Raw genomic sequence first — 17,897 nt, forward strand, 5'->3', positions numbered from 1 at the left:
GGCGACGGCCCTCTCTCCCGGATGGGCGCTGGCCGTGATCCTCACCCTGGTCAGCATCGTGGCCGGGCTGGTCTCCGGACGTCCCGACACCGTTGCCCTCGGGGCTCCGTTCGCGCTCCTCGCCCTCGCCGGCCGCACCGGTGGACGTGCCGGGGGTTCCCCGGCCGTGCGCATCACCGTCGACCGGCGGGCCGAAGCCGGCAACCGACTCCTCCGGCTCCTGCTCGCCCCGCAGGCGAGCGGCACGCATCCTCCTCGCCGGCTGGTGGCGACGACGCTGGCCGCTCCGGGATGCCCGCCCGAGGCACTCGTCCTGCGCGAGGACGAGGAGTGCCCCGTCCTCGTCCTCGCACCCCTCTCAGGGGAGGCCGACGTGCTCTCCTACGGCACCGCGGTCCTCTCCGCCGACCTCGCCGACACCGCACCCTTCGTACCGGCGCAACCCGTCCGCGTGAGCATCCTGCCCCCTGTCGGGCCGTCCCTCGCACGGCCCGTGTCCCGGCGGCTCGTGGGCCTCGCCGGCACGCATGCCTCGAGGCGGCCGGGAGAGGGCGGCGAGCTGCGGGCGGTCGCCCCGCTGCAGCCGGGCGACCAACTGCGCCGGATCGACTGGCGGGCGACGGCCCGGCGCTCCACCGACCAGGACAGGCTGATGGTGCGGCGCACCTTCGCCGACGCCGAGGCCTCGGTCTTCCTCGTCCTCGACCAGGGACACGACCTGCCGGAGTCGACGGCGGACTGGTTCGCCGCCGGGCCGCCGCGCCTCGCGCCCGGCTCCCTGCACGTCGCGCGGACGGCCGCCACGGCCGTGGCGGCGTCCTACCTCGCCGCCGGCGACCGCGTGGCACTCGACGACCTCTCAGGGACGCGCCGGGCGCTGCGCTCCGCAGCCGGAGCCCGGCACCTCGAGCAGATTCGCACCCGCCTCGCGGGGACGTCCGTGGTACCGCGACGACGACGGCGACGCGATCCCGTGCCGCCGCCGGGCGCCGTCGTCGTGGTGTTCTCCGCATTCCTGGATGCGGAGCCGGCCCGCCTCCTGCGCCTCTGGCATGCACAGGGCCACCTCGTCGCCGGCATCGACTGCGTGCCTCCCCTGCGCCGCACGGAGTCGACGACGGCCCAGGCTCAGGCGGTCCGGCTCACGCTCCTGCGCCGGCGCCTGCTGCTGGACGAGCTGCGGCGCGAGGGAATCCCGGTGCTCTCCGGGTCGACCGCTGTTCCCGCGACGGCAGCACCGGGCGCTGATCCTGCCGCCGCGTCCACCGGCCGCGGCGCCGACGCACGCACGGGCCCCGACCGGAACCCCGGCTCGGACGTCGGGACCGGCCTCGATGCCGGCCTCCGCCTGCTGGCCCGCCGGGCGGCCAGGCGCGGCGGGCAGGGCGCTCGGAGAGGGCGTGCCCTGTGACGCCCGGACGACCGGCCCGTCCCGGGGCCCGCCCTGCCGTCCCCGACCGGCGCGGGCTCGTACCGCTGTCGGTACTGCGCGGCGCGGCCGCCCTGACCGCCGTCCTGCTGGGCGCGGTCGTCTGGAATGGCTCCGCGTGGATCATCCTTCCCGTCGTGGTGGCGGCGGGCGCCGCGGTGCTCCCGTCGATCGGCCTTGCCTCGCTGTCGCTGGTGCTCCTGGTGGTCGCCTATGCCGTGAACATGCCCGCCGGATCTCCGTGGCTCCTCGTGTTCGTCGCCGGGATCCACGCCGTCTTCCTCCTCTACCTCCTGCTCCTGCATCTCCCCCTGCGCGGGTGGATCAGCGTCGCGGCGCTCCGGGAACTAGGCCGGTCCTACCTGCGCAGCCAGGCCGTGGCCCAGCCGGTGGCGGTGCTCGCGCTCCTCGTGGACGACGCCGGATCGAGCCTGGTCGCGGTGGTCGCGGGCGTGGCCGCGCTCGGTGGCTGGGTGCTGTGGCTGGTCGGCCACCCGGGCACCACGCCGGGCCGGAAGCGGGTCCGCCCGGGCCGCGGACCCCGCCGCGGAACCGTCGGATGAGGGCCGAATGCGGACAGCTTTCGTCCGCCACGCGCCGTAGCGTAGAGCCATGATCGAGACGTCGGCACGCCTGCTGCAACTCCTGTCGCTGCTGCAGCTGCGCCGCGAGTGGACCGGGCCCGCACTCGCCCAGCGCATGGAGGTCACGGAGCGCACCGTGCGGCGGGACATCGGCAAGCTGCGCACGCTGGGCTATCCCATCAACGCCTCCCCCGGCGTCGCCGGCGGATACCAGCTGGGCGCCGGCGCCCAGCTCCCCCCGCTCCTGCTCGACGACGACGAGGCGCTCGCCGTCGCCATCGGCCTCACCGCCGTCACGGCCAGCCCCGTCTCGGGAGTCGGTGAAGCCTCCGTCCGCGCCCTCACCAAGCTGGAGCAGGTGCTGCCGCCCCGCCTGAGGCCCCGTTTCTCGGGACTGCGCTCGGCGGTGACGCGGATGGCGGCGGCGAGCACGCCGGTCAACCCGGAGATACTGACGGCGTTCTCCGCGGCCATCACGGAGCGTCGCTGCGTCGCGTTCAGGTACGACCGCCACGACGGCGAGTCCTCGCGGCGCGTCGTCGAGCCGTACCGGCTCGTGGACACGGGCAGGCGGTGGTACCTGGTGGCCTTCGACCGTTCCCGGGAGGACTGGCGGACGTTCCGGGTGGACCGCTGCCAGAGCGTGCCCGTGCTGCGCGAGCGGTTCGTGCCCCGAGCCCTGCCCGCGGCGGACCTCGCGGCCTACGTGCAGGAATCCATCACCCGCTCGCCCTACTCCTACGACGCCGTGATCCGGTTCCACGCACCGCTGCAGGACCTGGAGTCCCGCGTCCCCTCGAGCCCGGGCACCCTCGAGGCGGACGGGGAGGAGTACACGCTGCTCCGGGCGGGCTTCGACTCCCTCGACTTCCCCCTCGCCTACCTGGCGAGCTGGGACATCGACTTCGAGGTCCTGGAGCCGGCGGAGATGCGCGAGCGCGCCGTCGTGGTCGCGGACCGCCTCCGCCGTTCGGCGGGACCAGCCCCGGACGGCAGGACGGCGGAAGCAGGGACGGCGGAGCCCAGCCCTCGGTGAACACCAGCCTGCGCTCCCGTGCGAGCAACTAGACTGGCAGGCAACTATGGCACTGACAATCTCCTACCCCGCGGACCTTCCCGTCTCGGAACGCCGGGCAGACATCATGGCCGCCATCGCGGCCAACCAGGTCACCATCATCGCCGGCGAGACCGGGTCCGGGAAGACGACGCAGATCCCGAAGATGTGCCTCGAACTGGGGCTGGCGGAGCGCGGGCTCATCGGGCACACCCAGCCGCGGCGCCTCGCTGCGCGTACCGTCGCCGAGCGCATCGCCGAGGAGCTGCAGGTACCCCTCGGCGAGGAGGTCGGCTACCAGGTGCGCTTCACGGGCTCGGTGGGCCGGAAGACCAGGATCAAGCTGATGACGGACGGCATCCTGCTCGCCGAGATCCAGCACGATCGGATGCTGCGCAAGTACAGCACCATCATCATCGACGAGGCCCATGAGCGCAGCCTCAACATCGACTTCATCCTCGGCTACCTCCGGCGGATCCTGCCCGAGCGGCCGGACCTGAAGGTCATCATCACCTCGGCGACCATCGACCCCGAGCGCTTCGCCGCCCACTTCGCCGCCGATGCCGCCGTCGAGGACACCTCCCCCGCCCCCATCATCGAGGTCTCCGGGCGCACCTATCCCGTCGAGATCCGCTACCGGCCCCTCGACCAGCCGCCGGGCGGCCTGGACGACGGCGACGGCGGCGCGGACAGCGAGCTCGAGGAGGAGCGCGACCCGCTCGACGCCGTCTGCGACGCGGTGGACGAACTCTCCCTGGAGGCGCCCGGGGACATCCTCGTGTTCTTCTCCGGCGAGCGCGAGATCCGCGACGCCGCCGACGCCCTGCGCGCGCGCATCCAGTCCACGACCCGACTGCGCGGCACGGAGGTCCTGCCCCTGTTCGCCCGGCTCTCCCTCGAGGAGCAGCACCGTGTCTTCCGTCCCACCGGCAGCCATCGCCGCATCGTCCTCGCGACGAACGTCGCCGAGACGTCGCTGACGGTACCCGGCATCAAGTACGTCATCGACACCGGAACGGCCCGCATCTCGCGCTACTCCCACCGCACCAAGGTGCAGCGGCTCCCGATCGAGCGTGTCTCGCAGGCGTCCGCGAACCAGCGGTCCGGCCGCAGCGGCCGCGTGTCGAACGGCATCGCGATCCGTCTCTACTCCGAGGAGGATTTCGAGTCGCGCCGGCCGTTCACGGAGCCGGAGATCCTGCGCACGAGCCTCGCGGCGGTCATCCTGCAGATGGCCGCGATGGGCGTCACCCGCAGCCCGAAGGACATCGCCGAGTTCCCCTTCGTGGAGCCTCCCGAGACGAAGGCCATCAACGACGGCGTCGCCCTGCTGCGTGAACTCGGGGCGCTGAAGGACGACGGCGGGCTCTCCGCCGTGGGCCGCAAGCTCGCCCAGCTCCCCGTGGATCCCCGCCTCGGCCGCATGATCGTCGAGGCCGGCTCACGTGGCTCCGTCAAGGAGGTCATGGTCCTCGCCGCGGCACTGACCATCCAGGATCCGCGCGAGCGGCCCTCCGCGGACCAGCCGGCGAAGCAGCAGCAGGCGGCCGAGAAGCACAAGCGCTTCGTGGACGAGAACTCGGACTTCACGGCCTACCTCAACCTGTGGCGCTACCTGCAGGAGAAGCAGGACGAGCTGTCCTCCACCCAGTTCCGGAAGCTGTGCAAGGCGGAATTCATCAACTACCTGCGCGTGCGGGAGTGGCAGGACCTCTTCCAGCAGCTGCGCCAGCTCGCGAAACCCCTCGGCATCACCCTTCCGGCCGGTCCTGTCGACCCCGTGGGACTGCACGAGCAGATCCACATCAGCCTGCTCTCGGGCCTGCTGAGCAACATCGGCCTGTACGACCAGCGCAAGCGCGAGTACGCGGGCGCCCGGGGAACCCGCTTCGCCGTGTTCCCCGGTTCGGCACTGTTCAAGAAGTCTCCCGACTGGGTCATGGCCGCCGAACTCGTGGAGACCTCGCGGCTGTGGGCACGGGTTGTCGCACGCATCGATCCCCTGTGGGCGGAACAGGTGGCGCCGCACCTCGTCAAGCGCACCTACAGCGAACCGCACTGGTCGAAGAAGATGGGCTCGGTCATGGCGTACGAGAAGGTCACGCTCTACGGCGTGCCGATCGTGCCGCAGCGGCGCATCAACTACGGCCGGATCGACCGCGAGGTGGCGCGCGAACTGTTCATCCGCCACGCCCTCGTGGAGGGCGACTGGAAGACGCACCATACGTTCTTCAGCCGCAACCAGGCCCGCCTCGCGGAGGTGGAGGAGCTCGAGAACCGCCTCCGACGGCGTGACCTGCGGGTCGACGACGAGACGCTCTTCGAGTTCTACGACCAGCGCCTCGGGCGCGACGTCGTGTCCGAGAGGCACTTCGACTCGTGGTGGAAGACCGCTCGCCAGGAGCAGCCGGACCTGCTCGACTTCGATCCGGAGAAGCTCCTCAGCGAGGACGCCGCGGAACTCGACGAGGCGGCCTTCCCGAGCACGTGGCACCAGGCGGGCTTCGAACTGCCGCTCACCTACGAGTTCTCGCCCCTCACCCCGGGTGCACACGACGGCGTGACGGTGACCATCCCGGTCCTCTTCCTGAACCAGCTCGACCCGAAACCGTTCCGCTGGCAGATCCCCGGCCAGCGCGTGGAGCTCGTGACGGCCCTCATCAAGTCCCTGCCGAAGCAGGTGCGGAAGAACTTCGTGCCGGCGCCGGACGTCGCACGCACCGCGGTCGCAGCGCTCGAGTCCGACTTCGACCCCGCCCAGGACGACCTCGAGGCGGCGCTCGAGCTCGCCCTGCGCCGGCTGCGCGGACACGTCATCCCGCCGGGATCCTGGAACTGGTCGGCTGTTCCGGCGCACCTGCTGATGATGTTCCGGATCGTCGATGCCGCGGGGCGGATACTCGACGAGTCGCGTGACCTCGACGCGCTGAAGGAGTCCCTGGCCCCCGCGGTCAGCCGGGCCATCGCGCAGTCCCTCGGCGCGACGCCCGTCAGCACGCGCCCCGCGGGAGGACCCGGGAGGGGCGGCAACCGCAAGGGCTCCACCGGCCCTGCCGGTCGGGAGGACGGCGGCCACTCCGCGGGGCGGGGCTCCGGACGGAACACGGGAGCCCCTCAGACCGGCTCGTCCGGCGAGCGCGCCGGCGCTGGTATCGGCGAAGCCGCCGCGGGCACCCCGGCCCGCGGACGTGTCGCCGTGGCCGAGGCACCAGCGGTCGCCGAACGGACGGGTGAGAGAACCTGGGTCTTCGGCAGTATCGAGCGCGAGGTGTCCCGCACCGTCGCAGGACACCGCGTCACGGGTTATCCCGCCGTCGTGGACGAGGGCACCTCGGTGGGCCTGCGTGTCTTCCCCACCACCGGCGAGCAGGCCACGGTCATGCGGGCCGGGATCATCCGCCTCCTGTCCCTGCGCATCCCGAGCCCGGCGAAGTACGTCCTGGAGCACCTGAGCAACACGGAGAAGCTCACCTTCAGCCAGAACCCGCACGGCAGCGTCGCGGAGCTCATCCGCGACTGCTCGCTGGCCGCGATCGACAAGCTCGTGCCGGAGGAGCTGCCGTGGACCGAGGAGGCCTTCGACACGCTGTACGAGAACGTCCGCGCCGAACTGATCGACACGGTCTTCACCGTGACGGCGACCGTCGAGACGGTGCTCTCCAGCACCCGGCGCATCCAGAAGCAGCTGAAGGGGACCACGAGCCTCGCGCTGATCACGTCCCTCAACGACGTCCGCAGCCAGCTCGAACACCTCGTCTACCCGGGGTTCGTGGCGGCGACGGGCTACGCCCAGCTCTTCCACCTCCCCCGCTACCTCAAGGCCATCGAGGTCCGGCTCGAGAAGCTGCCCACCAACGTGCAGCGCGACGGCGTGGGAACCGCCGTGATCCAGCGTCTCGAGGACGAGTACGACGACGCCGTCGCCTCCCTCGCCGCCGGGCGGCACCGGCCCGCGGCGCTGGCCCGGGTCCGGTGGATGATCGAGGAGCTGCGCGTCAGCCTCTTCGCGCAGGACCTCGGCACCGCCTACTCGGTCTCGGAGAAGCGCGTGCGGACGGCGCTGAACGAGGCACTGGCCGCAGCGCGCTAGCAGGACGCGGCCGTGCTCCCCGGGCAGTACAGCTAGCCGGGCACGTGCACGCCGTGGCCGGCGTCCCTCAGGGCGCCGCGCAGGGTCTCGGCGGCACTGTCCATCACGGTGGGGTCCGGCGCGATGTCGACCCGCTTCACGTCGAAGTCCTGCGGCGACTGCGTCGGCCAGACGTGGACATGGAGGTGGGGCACCTCGTAGCCCTCGACCAGGACGCCCACCCGCCGGGCACCGAAGGCCTTCTCCTGCGCCCTGCCGATCGTCTGCGCGACGGCCATGACCTTCGAGAGCGTCTCCGGATCGGCCTCGAGCCAGTGCTCGATCTCCCGGCGCGGCACCACGAGCGTATGGCCCGGGGTGATCGGGGCGATCGTCAGGAACGCGACGACGTCCTCGTCCTGCCACACGAAACGGCCCGGCACCTCCCCGTTGATGATCCTGGTGAAGAGTGTCGTCATCGGTCCTCCTTGGATTGCAGCCGTGGGGACACCGCCGCGCTCCGGCTCATCGGGTAGCTGGGCTCCGCCACGCAGGGGCGGCGGGACGGGGCGTCCTGGGTTCATCCCCCGACGCTACCGCGCAGACCTCCGGCCGGCCACACCGCCCCGGAATCCCTGCCCTGGCGCATCCCGCCGTCAGGCACCCGTGGCGACGGGCAAGCCGTCCGTCGTCGCCCACTGGGACCAGGAACCCGGGAACAGCGAGGCGTCGATGCCCGCGATGGCCAGGGCCGCGATCTCGTGCGCTGCGGTGATGCCGGAGCCGCAGTAGACCGCGACGTGCCCGCGGTCCGCGCCGAGGGCATCGAAACGGCGCCGGAGTTCGTCCGCGGGACGGAAGCGCCGATCGGCCCCGAGGTTGTCCGCCGTCGGTGCGCTGAGAGCCCCGGGGATGTGGCCGGCCTGCGGGTCGACGGGCTCCTGTTCGCCGCGGAAGCGCTCGCCGGCACGTGCATCGAGCAGGACGTCGACCGTCGCCGGTTCGAGGAGGTCCGGGAGCGAGACGACCGGCATGTGCCCCTCGGAGAGGTGGACGTCCCCCACGCAGTGGCGTTCCTCCCCGCCCTCGACGTCGAGTCCCGCCGCGCGCCAGGCGGTCAGCCCGCCGTCGAGCAGGCTGACGGACGGAAAGCCGGCGTTCCGCAGGAGCCACCAGAGGCGGGCTGCCGCGAGGTTCCCCGAGTCGTCGTAGGCGACCACGGCGTCGCCGTCGTTGAGGCCCCACTGGCGGGCCGCTTCCTGCAGGGCATCGGCATCCGGCAGTGGATGGCGGCCGATTCCGGGGCCGCCGGGAGCGCAGAGCTGTGTCTCCATGTCCACGTACACCGCGCCGGGTATGTGGGCTTCACGGTAGTGCTCGTGACCGTGGGGGTCGCCCAGGGCCCAGCGCACATCGAGCAGGATGGTCTGCGCGCCGGAGGTCATCCGGTCCTGCAGTTCCTGCACATCCATCAGAGTCTTCATCGAGATCTCCTGTCGGGACGGGCGACCGGACCGCAGCGGTCGCAGCGGGCCGGTCCTGATGCACGCCAGTCCACCACACTCGTGGCACTCGTGCAGCTTGTAGGCTGGCGGGATGCCGAGGTTCACCGCTGCCGACAGATCGTGGTCGGACGAAGCCGTCCGGCGCATCGAGGCGGACGGCAACCGCTCGGCGGACACGCACCTGTTCGCCGTCCCCCTTCCCGCGCACTGGGGTGTCCAGGTGTACCTCAAGGACGAGTCCACGCACCGCACCGGCAGCCTCAAGCACCGCCTCGCCCGATCCCTCTTCCTCTTCGGCCTCGTCAACGGCTGGATCACGGAGGGAACGACCGTCGTCGAGGCTTCGAGCGGCTCGACGGCGGTGTCCGAGGCCTACTTCGCGCAGCTCCTCGGCCTGCCGTTCGTCGCGGTCATGACCGGGACGACGAGTCCGGAGAAGATCGCGCTGATCGAGCAGTACGGCGGCACCTGCCGTTTCGTCGAGCACGCCTCGGACGTGTACGCGGCGGCGGAGGAGGTGGCGCGGGAGACCGGCGGCCACTACATGGACCAGTTCACGTTCGCCGAGCGGGCCACCGACTGGCGCGGCAACAACAACATCGCGGAGTCGATCTTCGGGCAGCTCGCACTCGAGCCCCATCCGTTGCCCGCGTGGATCGTCGTGGGGGCCGGAACGGGCGGTACGAGCGCCACGATCGGCCGCTACCTGCGGTACCACCGCTACCCGACGCGCCTCGCCGTCGTCGATCCCGAGCACTCCGCGTTCTTCCCCGCGTGGTCGGATCCGGGATCGGCCGCGACAGGACGGCCGTCGCGGATCGAGGGCATCGGGAGGCCCCGGCCCGAGCCCAGCTTCGTGCCGTCCGTCATCGACACCATGATCCAGGTGCCGGATGCGGCCTCCGTGGCTGCGGCACGCCACCTGCGGGCGCTCACGGGTCTGCACGCCGGCCCTTCCACGGGCACCAATCTGTGGGGTGTGTGGCAGCTCGTCGCGGACCTGATGGCGGACGGCCGCACCGGGAGCATCGTGTCCCTCATGTGCGATTCGGGCGACCGCTATGCCGCGACGTACGACGACGACGCCTGGCTGGGGCGCCGCGGCCTCGATCCGACGGCGCCGCGCGCGATGCTCGAGGACTTCTTCTCGACGGGCGTCTGGCCCGGGGCGTGCGGCAGGCCCGTCTCCAGCCCCTCATCGGGCTGACCCGCGTCAGACGTCGACGCCCTCGCCCACACCGAGGTGCCGGAAGGACGTGCCGTACCGCGAGCCGAGTCGCGTCACATGGCCCTCGACCAGCCCGAGCCCCGTCTCGTTGAGGAGGGCGTCGTGGATCTGGAAGGCGCGCGGCGCACGCACCGACGCCACGAAGTCCACCACCTCCGCCAGCTTCGACCATGGTGCGTGCACCGGGACCAGGAGTGTCCCGACGGCGATCCCGTCGGGCACGATCAGCGAATCGCCCGGGTGGTAGACGGCCCCTCCGACGAGGAATCCCACGTTGGCGATCACCGGTATCAGCGGGTGGATCAGCGCATGCTGTCCGCCGAACGTCCTCACCTCGAATCCCGCGGCGGAGAACTGCTCACTGCCCGCCACGGCGTGGATGCGGTCACCGGCGGCGTCGCCGAGGCCCGCGGCGACGGCGTCGGCGACGCCCTGCGGTGCCCAGAGTGACACAGACCGGTTCCCGGCCAGCACGGCGACCACCCGGTCGACGTCGATATGGTCCGGGTGCTCATGCGTGATGAGCACGGCGGCGGCGCCCGCGAGGGCCTCCTCGACCTCCGAGAAGGTGCCCGGGTCGATGACGAGCACGGAGCCGTCCTGCTCGAGCCGCACGCAGGAATGGGAGAACTTGGTGAGCCGCATGGGCCCAGAGTACCCGCGGTGGCGCTGGTAATCTTGACTCTGGTCCAGGGCGCCCGAGCGCCCGCGGAAGGGGTATGACATGACGCCCGAGGCGACATCCGAGGCAGTACCGGCAGCAGGCGCCGAGGCCGCGCAGTCCGCCCGCAAGGGGTCGGAGCAGCGCGTCACGCGCCAGCGGCGGGCCGTCAGCGCAGCCCTCGACGAACTGGACGACTTCGTCAGCACGCAGGAGCTCCACCGGCTGCTCCAGGACAGGGGCGAGTCCGTCTCGCTCGCCACGGCGTACCGCATCCTCCAGTCGATGGCCGACGACGGACTCGTGGACGTCCTGCGCAACGGTGACAACGAGGCGGTCTACCGGCGCTGCGCGGTGGCGCACCACCACCACCACCTGCTGTGCCGTAACTGCGGCCGGGCCGTCGAGATCGAGGCACCCGCCGTCGAACAGTGGGCAGCCCGCATCGCTGCCGAGCACGGATTCACCGACGCCGCGCACACCGTCGAGATCCAGGGCCTGTGCCCCGAGTGCTCGGCGCCGGGCGCACGGTCCTGAGGCCTCCCGGCCCCGCTCACCCCTCCATCGCGTTCCTTCGCCGGCGCCGCCCGTCCCGGTTCGGGCCCTGACGATGTCGGTGCCGTCGATTAGGCTGGACAGCGTGATGTCTCCTGACAAGTCCGTCCGTGCCGTGCCGGACTCGGCCGAGGCCGGATCCGCATCCAGCACCGCCCCGGAGGACGCAGGCCCCCTCGATGAACTCGTCGACGCGGTGCGCCGCTACCGGAATGCGGAGAGCTTCATGCGCAGCCGTAGCCGGGACTCGATGCACCTCGGCAGGACGGACATGACGGCCCTGCGCCTCCTGCTCCTTGCCCGACGGTCCGGACGCCCGCTCAGCGCGGCCGCGCTCGCCCGCCAGCTCGAGATCTCCACCGCTGCCACGACCGTCCTGATTGACCGCCTGGAGAAGAGCGGTCACGCCGTGCGGCGCAGGAGCGAGTCCGACGGACGGGCGATCGAGATCTGGCCCACCGCGGCGTCGGACGAGGAGGTCCGTTCGACCATGGGAGTCATGCACGAGCGGATGATGGCCATCGCAGCCGCGCTCACACCCGAGGAGAGCGGCACCATCCATCGCTTCCTCGGCGCCCTGGGCCTGGCCATGTCGGAACTCGAGTTCCCCGAGCCGTCTCCAGCTCCGCCCTCCGCCTGACGTCGGCCCTCCCCGACGAGGGACCCCCGCACCTTACCTAGAGAGATTGACTACTAGATGGTCTAAGATACAGGCATGGAACCTTCGGATGCACGGCAGGGAGCTGGCTACTGGTACCCGCCCTCCGGAGACGGCGCGACCGATCGGTCAGCGACCGGCGTCGACGTCCTCAACGCCCTGCGGGCCTACCGCGACGTGGAGAGTGGCCTTCGCCGGCGCCTGAGCCAACGGCTCAGCATCAACGAGACGGATCTCGGCGCACTGCGGTACCTGCTCAGCGTCTGGCAGCGGGACCAGGGGGCCAGCCCCAAGGAGCTGGCACTCGCCCTCGGCATCTCGAGTGCGTCCACCACGCTCGTCATCGACCGCCTCGAGAAGGCCGGCTTCATCCGCCGACGGCGCCATCCGGTGGACCGCCGCGCGGTGATCCTGGAGCCCGGAGAAAAAGCCACCGAGGAGTTCAGGTCCGCCTTCGACATCGAGAAGCGGGGCGTCCTGGCGGCGGCGGACAACCTCACCAGCGAGGAGACGGAGACGGTCACCCGCTTCCTGCGAAACATGGAGCAGGCCATTGCCGACGCCGTCGGCCAGGCAGATCGTCCGCAGCAGTCCTAGGCCGGGCACCGGTCGCGCTGGGACGCCTCAGGACGGAACTGCGAGCCGTTCCGCGCTGCGTGAGCGGCGCGCAGAACGTCGCGATCCGATTCCCCGGCACGCGAGGTAGATCGCGAAGGAGATCGTGGTGACGTAGGGGCTGATCGGGATTCGCCCGCCCAGCGCCAGGAGGATGCCACCCACCACCGATGTGCAGGCGAAGAGCACGCTGAAGAGCACCACCAGCCCGGGCGCGGACGTGACCTTCAGCGCGGCGGCCGCAGGCGTGATCAGCAGGGCGAGCACCAGCAGTGCACCCACCACCTGGATGGACAGCGCCACCGAGATCCCCAGCAGCACCATGAAGAGGATCGAGAGCCCGCGTACGGGGACGCCGCGGGCCTCTGCGAGGTCGGCGTCGGCGCTCGCGAACGTGAGGGGACGCCAGATCGCGGCCAGGGCGATGATCACCACGACCGCGCAGCCGACGAGCAGATTCAGCTGGACGTCGTCGACGGAGACGATCTGCCCGGTGAGCAGGCCGAACTTGTTGGCAGCCCGCCCCTCGTACAGGGCGAGGAACAGGATCCCCAGGCCGAGGCCGAACGGCATGACCACCCCGATGATCGAGTTCCGGTCGCGGGCCCGGATGCCCATGAGGCCGAGGACGAGTGCGGCGAGGACGGATCCGACGAGCGAGCCCGCGACGACATTGGCCCCGACGAGCAGCGCGAACGCGGCCCCCGCGAAGGAGAGTTCGGCGATTCCGTGCACCGCGAAGGCGAGGTCACGCATCATGACGAAGGTCCCGATGAGTCCCCCGAGGAGCCCGAGCACCGCTCCGGCGATCAGCGAGTTCCGCACGAGGGGCAGCAGCTGGGCGTAGTTGTCGAACGTGAAGATGGCGCTGAGGATCTCCTGGAAGTCCATGCTCATGCGCTCTCGTGGTGGTGGGTGGTGGCATCGGGCAACCCGACCACCACGATCCGGCCGTTGCTGTGCAGGACCTCCACGGGACTGTCGTAGAGGTCCGAGAGCACCTCGCTCGTCATGACCTCCGCGGGGGAGCCGACGCGGAAGCGCCCGTCGGCGAGGTACAGGACGCGGTCCACGTAGTCGATGACGGGATTGATCTCGTGGGTCACGAAGACCACGGCGCTGTTCTTCTCGTGGCGCTGCCGGTTGATCAGCGAGCTCACCGCCTGCTGGTGGTTGAGGTCCAGTGACAGGAGTGGTTCGTCGCACAGGAGCACCGTCGGATCGGTGGCCAGCGCCTGCGCGGCGCGCAGGCGCTGCTGCTCGCCGCCGGAGAGGATTCCCACGGGGGCATCGGCGTAGGACTGCGCTCCGACATCGGCCAGGAGGCCTTCCACGCGCTCGTGATAGGCCTTGCTCCGCATCCTCAACCCCCAGCGGTGGCCATCCACGCCGAGGCCCACGAGGTCCCGCGCCCGGAGCGGCGTCTCGGGCGGGAAGGATTTCTGCTGCGGTATGTAGCCGAGGGCCCTGCTGCCGCGGGTGATGGGCCGGCCTCCGATGGTCGCGGTGCCCGCATCGAGGGGCTGCAGGCCCAGCAGCACCTTCAGGAAGCTCGTCTTGCCCGAACCGTTGGGCCCGAGGACGGCGAAGAACTCACCGGGCATGATGTCGAGGTCCAGCCCCTCCCACAGCGTGCGCCTGCCGAAGGAGAGCGCAGCGCCGCGCAGGCTGATCGCCGGCAGGCCGGCCCCCGCGCCCGGGGAGGATGCGTGCCGGGACATCGTCGAGCTCATGCGGAGCAGGTTCCAGTCTGTCGTGGTTCAGGGGTCCAGCGGTCGTGCGGAAGACCCGCCCTCAGGATGCGAGGGCGGCCTCGATGCTATCCGTGTTGGCGGTCATCCAGGAAACGTAGTCCTCGCCCTCGGGCAGCGTCTCGGTGAAGTCGAGCACCGGAAGGCCCGCGTCCTCGGCGGCCGAGCGCACCGCTTCCGTCTGCGATCCTTCCGTCTGGTCATTGTAGGCAAGGAAGGCGAGTGTTCCACCCGAGACGAGCGTCTTCATCTCGTCGAGCACCGCCACCGGGACGTCGGTCTCCTCCTCGATGGCCTCGCTGAAGTCCTCCGGCGTGACGTTCTCGAGTCCCGCGTGCTCCAGCAGGTAGACGGGGACGGGCTCGGTGACGGCCACGGTGCCTCCGGGCCCTTCCGCGGCGAGGGCGGCAAGGCGGTCCTGGAGCGGCTGCAGCTTCGCGGTGAAGGCGTCGGCCCGCTCGCGGTACGCGTCGGCATTGGCCTCGTCCAGCGTGCCGAGTTCTTCGGCGATCGCGTCGGCGAGCGTCACCATGGCAGGCAGGTCGTACCAGACGTGCTCATTGAAGGTGCCGTGGCCGTGGCCCTCCTCGCCGGCGTGCTCCTCGTCGCTGGAGTGGCCCTCCTCGCCGGCGTGCTCCTCGGCTTCAGCCGTGTGCTCCTCCGCGGAGCCCTCGCTCTCCTCGAGTCCGGACAGCTCGACGGCGTTGAGCACCGCTGCCACGCCGGTCTCCTCCGCGAGGCGGCCGAGGAACGCATCGTAGCCTCCGCCGTTCTCGATGACGAGATCCGCCTCGGACACCGACAGCTTGTCCTGCACCGTCGCCTCGTACGAGTGGGGGTCCTGGCTGAGGCTGTTGACGATCGAGGTCACCTCGACGTCGTCCCCTCCGACGGCCGCAGCGATATCGCCGTACACGTTGGTGGCGGTGACGATGCTGATCGACGCGTCGTCGGACGCGGAACCCGATGCACCCGCCGCGGCCCCGGACCCGCCCTCGCCGCACGCGGTGAGGCCCAGCGCGGCGAGTGTGAGGACGGCGGGCACGGTGAGACGGCGGGAGACAGGCATTCGGGACCTCGATCAGACTAATGAGAATTGTTTACGTTAGTCCTGAGCCTACCGGAAACGCGAACGGTTCGCATTTCACCCCCACCTGTCGGACGTCAGGAGACGGCTGCCTCCGTACCGTTGACGCCTTCTCCCGTCCTCCGCGCGCCCTGGCTCTGGGTCGCGTCCCGGATCTCGCCGATGAGCTGCTCGATCACGTCCTCGAGGAAGAGCACGCCGCGGGTGGAGCCGTCGGGCCCGAGCACGCGAGCCAGGTGCGAGCCCGTCCGCTGCATCACGGCGAGGGCGTCCTCGATCTCGTCCTGCAGCGACAGGTTCGCCAGGGTGCGCACCTTGTTCTCGGTGATGGGCCTGCGGTACATCGCCTGCGGCATGGACATGATGTCCTTCAGGTGCATGTAGCCGGTCAGGTTCCCGTGCTCGTCCACCATGACGAAGCGGGAGAAGCCGGTGCGGCCCACCGCGCGCTCGAAGTCCTCCGGGGTGGCATCCGTGCGCACGGTGACGAGTTCGCCGAGGGGCACCATCGTCGTCTCGGCCGTCTGCCCCGAGAACTCCAGGGCACCAGTGATCAGCCCGGACTCGTCGTCGACGAGCCCGCTCTTGGTCGACTCCTCGACGATCGACTGCACCTCCTCCAGCGTGTAGGTCGAGGACACCTCGTCCTTCGGCTCGACCTTCAGGGCGCGGAGGATGTGGTTCGCGGCCCAGTTGAGCGAGGAGATCACCGGATTCACCACGCGCGCGATCATCACGAGCGGAGGCGCCAGCAGCAGGGCCGCCTTGTCGGCGACGGACACCGAGATGTTCTTCGGCACCATCTCGCCGAAGGTCACGTGCAGGAACGTGACCAGCAGCAGCGCCAGCGCGAAGGCCACGCCGTCCGCCAGGCCCTCGGGAACCCCGACGGCCTCGAACGGCACCACGAACAGGTGGTGGATGGCCGGTTCTGCGACCTGCAGGATCAGGAGCGAGCAGACCGTGATGCCGAGCTGGGAACAGGCGAGCATGAGGGAGACATGCTCCATGGCCCAGATCGTGGTCTTGGCACGCTTCGATCCCGCGTCCGCCAGCGGCTCGATCTGGCTCCGGCGCGCGGACATGACCGCGAACTCCGACCCGACGAAGAACGCGTTGCCCAGCAGGAGGATGACGAGCCAGAGAATTCCCGCCCAGTCGCTCATCGGTCGTCCTTCCGTACTGCGGTGCTGCCGGCGAACGCCGGACGGGGGGCCTGCGGGGCGGCACCCCGCGTACCGGTCCCCTGGGGAACCGGCTGGTGCTCGGGTACGACGGCGCTCGAGGGAGCCGCGTCGTCGTTCCCCGCCGGCGCAGGCGCCGGGCGGAACTCCACGCGGTCGATCCGGCGTCCGTCCATGCGCTCGACCGTCAGGGTCCCCGCGGGAACCTCGACGCGGTCCCCCGTCACCGGGACACGGCCCAGCTCGGCCATGATGAATCCGGCCACGGTCTCGTACCCGGCCTCGTCCGGCACCACGAGCCCCGGTATCTGCATCGTGACCTCGTCGGGGCGCATCAGCCCGGGGAAGAACCAGTCCCCCGCGGCGCTCTGCAGCACGCCGGGCTTCAGCTTGTCGTGCTCGTCCTTCACCTCGCCGACGATCTCCTCCACGAGGTCCTCGAGCGTGGCCACACCGGCCGTGCCGCCGTACTCGTCCAGGACGACGGCGAGCTGGAGGTTCGCATCGCGCAGCTCGCGGAGGAGGGAGTCCAGATGCACCGTCTCGGGCACGCGCAGGACGTCGGTCATGATGGTCCCCGCGGGCAGGTCCGCGCGCTTGTGGCGCGGCACCGCCACGGCCTTCTTGACGTGGACCACGCCGCGGATGTCATCGGCGGACTCGCCGATCAGGGGGAACCGGGAGTAGCCGGTGCGCCGCGCCGCCTCCACGACATCGGCCACCGTCTGGTCGGAGTCGATGACCTCCATGCGGATGCGTGGCGTCATGACATCGGCAGCCGTCCGTTCCGAGAAGCTGAACGTCCGGGCGAGGAAGTTCGCCGTACCCTGGTCCAGCGTGCCCATCTCGGCGGAGCGCCGCACGAGCGAGGACAGCTCGGACGGCGTACGCGCACCCGAGATCTCCTCCTTGGCTTCGAGGCCGAAGATGTTGAGGATCCGGTTGGAGAAGCCGTTCAGCACGATGATGGCCGGCTTGAACACGGCGGTGAACACGAGCTGCGGCCGGGCGAGGGCCTTACCCACCTTGAAGGGCAGCGCGATGGAGAGGTTCTTCGGGACGAGTTCGCCGATCAGCATCGAGAGCAGGGTCGCAAGGGTCATCGCGAGGATGATCGATGTCGAGGCGATCAGCGCCTCCGACAGTCCGAGTGCGGCCAGCGGCGTCTCGAGCAGCTGTCCGACCGAGGGCTCCATGACGTACCCGGTCAGCAGCGTGGTCAGGGTGATGCCCAGCTGGCAGCTCGAGAGCTGCGTGGAGAGCGACTTCAGGCAGCGCAGCAGCGGCTCGGCCTTCGTGTCGCCGTCGTCGACCGCGCGCTGGACGTAGGTCTGGTCGAGGGCTACGAGGGCGAACTCGACCGCCACGAAGAACCCCGTGCCGAGGACGAGGAGCAGGCCGGCGGCCAGGTAGATCCATTCCACCGCTACATCCCCTCCTCGGCCGGGCCGGGACGGGAGTGCAGCGGCCCGCGTCTGAGGGGGTCCGCGGCGTCGGCTGGAAGGGGTGCTGCGTCC

The 17,897-nt window shown here is 70.7% G+C and carries 15 protein-coding genes and 1 pseudogene; 8 read left to right on the forward strand and 8 right to left on the reverse strand.

The features are described from left to right. Nucleotides 1–34 precede the first annotated feature (34 nt). From ACIQCY_RS10985 to hrpA, 4 genes and pseudogenes are all read left to right on the forward strand, one after another. On the forward strand, nucleotides 35–1,411 hold the full coding sequence (locus ACIQCY_RS10985; protein WP_400483926.1) for a DUF58 domain-containing protein: 1,377 nt from the start codon (nucleotides 35–37) through the stop codon (nucleotides 1,409–1,411). Then, nucleotides 1,408–1,992 carry a hypothetical protein gene (locus ACIQCY_RS10990; RefSeq protein ID WP_400483927.1) on the forward strand — a complete coding sequence of 195 codons (585 nt, stop codon included), beginning with the start codon at nucleotides 1,408–1,410 and terminating at the stop codon, nucleotides 1,990–1,992. The genes ACIQCY_RS10985 and ACIQCY_RS10990 overlap by 4 nt, the downstream gene beginning before the upstream one ends. Before the next feature lie 49 nt (nucleotides 1,993–2,041). After that, on the forward strand, nucleotides 2,042–3,049 hold the full coding sequence (locus tag ACIQCY_RS10995) for a helix-turn-helix transcriptional regulator (RefSeq protein ID WP_400483928.1): 1,008 nt from the start codon (nucleotides 2,042–2,044) through the stop codon (nucleotides 3,047–3,049). A gap of 22 nt (nucleotides 3,050–3,071) precedes the next feature. After that, nucleotides 3,072–7,157, forward strand: a pseudogene (hrpA, locus tag ACIQCY_RS11000) (ATP-dependent RNA helicase HrpA); the annotation flags it as partial. Between the two features lie 32 nt (nucleotides 7,158–7,189). Here the strand turns inward: hrpA and ACIQCY_RS11005 are convergent. Continuing rightward, nucleotides 7,190–7,615: an HIT family protein gene (locus ACIQCY_RS11005; protein ID WP_400483929.1), complete on the reverse strand. Its 426-nt coding sequence runs from the start codon at nucleotides 7,613–7,615 to the stop codon at nucleotides 7,190–7,192. A 177-nt stretch (nucleotides 7,616–7,792) separates the two neighbouring features. Further along, entirely contained in the window at nucleotides 7,793–8,620 is an 828-nt protein-coding gene (locus ACIQCY_RS11010) for a sulfurtransferase (RefSeq protein ID WP_400483930.1), read from the reverse strand. Nucleotides 8,621–8,732: 112 nt separating this feature from the next. On the opposite strand from ACIQCY_RS11010, the gene ACIQCY_RS11015 reads away from it, so the two are divergent. Beyond that, a complete protein-coding gene (locus ACIQCY_RS11015) occupies nucleotides 8,733–9,848 on the forward strand; it encodes a PLP-dependent cysteine synthase family protein (RefSeq protein WP_400483931.1) in 1,116 nt (371 codons plus the stop codon). Nucleotides 9,849–9,854: 6 nt separating this feature from the next. Here ACIQCY_RS11015 and ACIQCY_RS11020 read toward each other — a convergent pair whose 3' ends face one another. Beyond that, nucleotides 9,855–10,514 (reverse strand): MBL fold metallo-hydrolase, encoded by a 660-nt coding sequence (locus ACIQCY_RS11020; protein ID WP_400483932.1) that lies wholly within the window; start codon nucleotides 10,512–10,514, stop codon nucleotides 9,855–9,857. A 79-nt stretch (nucleotides 10,515–10,593) separates the two neighbouring features. On the opposite strand from ACIQCY_RS11020, the gene ACIQCY_RS11025 reads away from it, so the two are divergent. The 3 genes from ACIQCY_RS11025 to ACIQCY_RS11035 all read left to right on the forward strand — a co-directional run bounded on the left by ACIQCY_RS11025 (nucleotide 10,594) and on the right by ACIQCY_RS11035 (nucleotide 12,340). Beyond that, nucleotides 10,594–11,067 carry a Fur family transcriptional regulator gene (locus ACIQCY_RS11025; RefSeq protein ID WP_400483933.1) on the forward strand — a complete coding sequence of 158 codons (474 nt, stop codon included), beginning with the start codon at nucleotides 10,594–10,596 and terminating at the stop codon, nucleotides 11,065–11,067. Between the two features lie 106 nt (nucleotides 11,068–11,173). Continuing rightward, complete coding sequence (locus tag ACIQCY_RS11030) at nucleotides 11,174–11,725, forward strand: MarR family winged helix-turn-helix transcriptional regulator (protein WP_400484004.1); 552 nt, start codon at nucleotides 11,174–11,176, stop codon at nucleotides 11,723–11,725. Between the two features lie 75 nt (nucleotides 11,726–11,800). Further along, complete coding sequence (locus ACIQCY_RS11035) at nucleotides 11,801–12,340, forward strand: MarR family winged helix-turn-helix transcriptional regulator (protein ID WP_400483934.1); 540 nt, start codon at nucleotides 11,801–11,803, stop codon at nucleotides 12,338–12,340. Between the two features lie 27 nt (nucleotides 12,341–12,367). Here ACIQCY_RS11035 and ACIQCY_RS11040 read toward each other — a convergent pair whose 3' ends face one another. From ACIQCY_RS11040 to ACIQCY_RS11060, 5 genes are all read right to left on the reverse strand, one after another. Further along, nucleotides 12,368–13,249, reverse strand: coding sequence for a metal ABC transporter permease (locus ACIQCY_RS11040; RefSeq protein WP_400484005.1), 882 nt, complete (start codon nucleotides 13,247–13,249; stop codon nucleotides 12,368–12,370). Between the two features lie 2 nt (nucleotides 13,250–13,251). Then, entirely contained in the window at nucleotides 13,252–14,091 is an 840-nt protein-coding gene (locus ACIQCY_RS11045) for a metal ABC transporter ATP-binding protein (RefSeq protein ID WP_400483935.1), read from the reverse strand. 61 nt (nucleotides 14,092–14,152) lie between these two features. Beyond that, on the reverse strand, nucleotides 14,153–15,178 hold the full coding sequence (locus ACIQCY_RS11050) for a metal ABC transporter solute-binding protein, Zn/Mn family (protein WP_400483936.1): 1,026 nt from the start codon (nucleotides 15,176–15,178) through the stop codon (nucleotides 14,153–14,155). A 95-nt stretch (nucleotides 15,179–15,273) separates the two neighbouring features. After that, nucleotides 15,274–16,362: a hemolysin family protein gene (locus ACIQCY_RS11055; RefSeq protein WP_400483937.1), complete on the reverse strand. Its 1,089-nt coding sequence runs from the start codon at nucleotides 16,360–16,362 to the stop codon at nucleotides 15,274–15,276. Next, entirely contained in the window at nucleotides 16,359–17,804 is a 1,446-nt protein-coding gene (locus ACIQCY_RS11060; protein WP_400483938.1) for a hemolysin family protein, read from the reverse strand. The genes ACIQCY_RS11055 and ACIQCY_RS11060 overlap by 4 nt, the downstream gene beginning before the upstream one ends. Between the last annotated feature and the right edge of the window lie 93 nt (nucleotides 17,805–17,897).

The organism is Arthrobacter sp. NPDC092385, assembly GCF_044755105.1.
GTDB lineage: Bacteria > Actinomycetota > Actinomycetes > Actinomycetales > Micrococcaceae > Arthrobacter_D.

What these genes read in the sequence shown, in the direction of transcription:
- ACIQCY_RS10995 (WP_400483928.1), top strand. Translation starts at nt 2,042, where the DNA reads ATGATCGAGACGTCGGCACGCCTGCTGCAACTCCTGTCGCTGCTGCAG.
- ACIQCY_RS11005 (WP_400483929.1), bottom strand. Translation starts at nt 7,615, where the DNA reads ATGACGACACTCTTCACCAGGATCATCAACGGGGAGGTGCCGGGCCGT.
- ACIQCY_RS11010 (WP_400483930.1), bottom strand. Translation starts at nt 8,620, where the DNA reads ATGAAGACTCTGATGGATGTGCAGGAACTGCAGGACCGGATGACCTCC.
- ACIQCY_RS11015 (WP_400483931.1), top strand. Translation starts at nt 8,733, where the DNA reads ATGCCGAGGTTCACCGCTGCCGACAGATCGTGGTCGGACGAAGCCGTC.
- ACIQCY_RS11020 (WP_400483932.1), bottom strand. Translation starts at nt 10,514, where the DNA reads ATGCGGCTCACCAAGTTCTCCCATTCCTGCGTGCGGCTCGAGCAGGAC.
- ACIQCY_RS11025 (WP_400483933.1), top strand. Translation starts at nt 10,594, where the DNA reads ATGACGCCCGAGGCGACATCCGAGGCAGTACCGGCAGCAGGCGCCGAG.
- ACIQCY_RS11030 (WP_400484004.1), top strand. Translation starts at nt 11,174, where the DNA reads ATGTCTCCTGACAAGTCCGTCCGTGCCGTGCCGGACTCGGCCGAGGCC.
- ACIQCY_RS11035 (WP_400483934.1), top strand. Translation starts at nt 11,801, where the DNA reads ATGGAACCTTCGGATGCACGGCAGGGAGCTGGCTACTGGTACCCGCCC.
- ACIQCY_RS11040 (WP_400484005.1), bottom strand. Translation starts at nt 13,249, where the DNA reads ATGGACTTCCAGGAGATCCTCAGCGCCATCTTCACGTTCGACAACTAC.
- ACIQCY_RS11045 (WP_400483935.1), bottom strand. Translation starts at nt 14,091, where the DNA reads ATGAGCTCGACGATGTCCCGGCACGCATCCTCCCCGGGCGCGGGGGCC.
- ACIQCY_RS11050 (WP_400483936.1), bottom strand. Translation starts at nt 15,178, where the DNA reads ATGCCTGTCTCCCGCCGTCTCACCGTGCCCGCCGTCCTCACACTCGCC.
- ACIQCY_RS11055 (WP_400483937.1), bottom strand. Translation starts at nt 16,362, where the DNA reads ATGAGCGACTGGGCGGGAATTCTCTGGCTCGTCATCCTCCTGCTGGGC.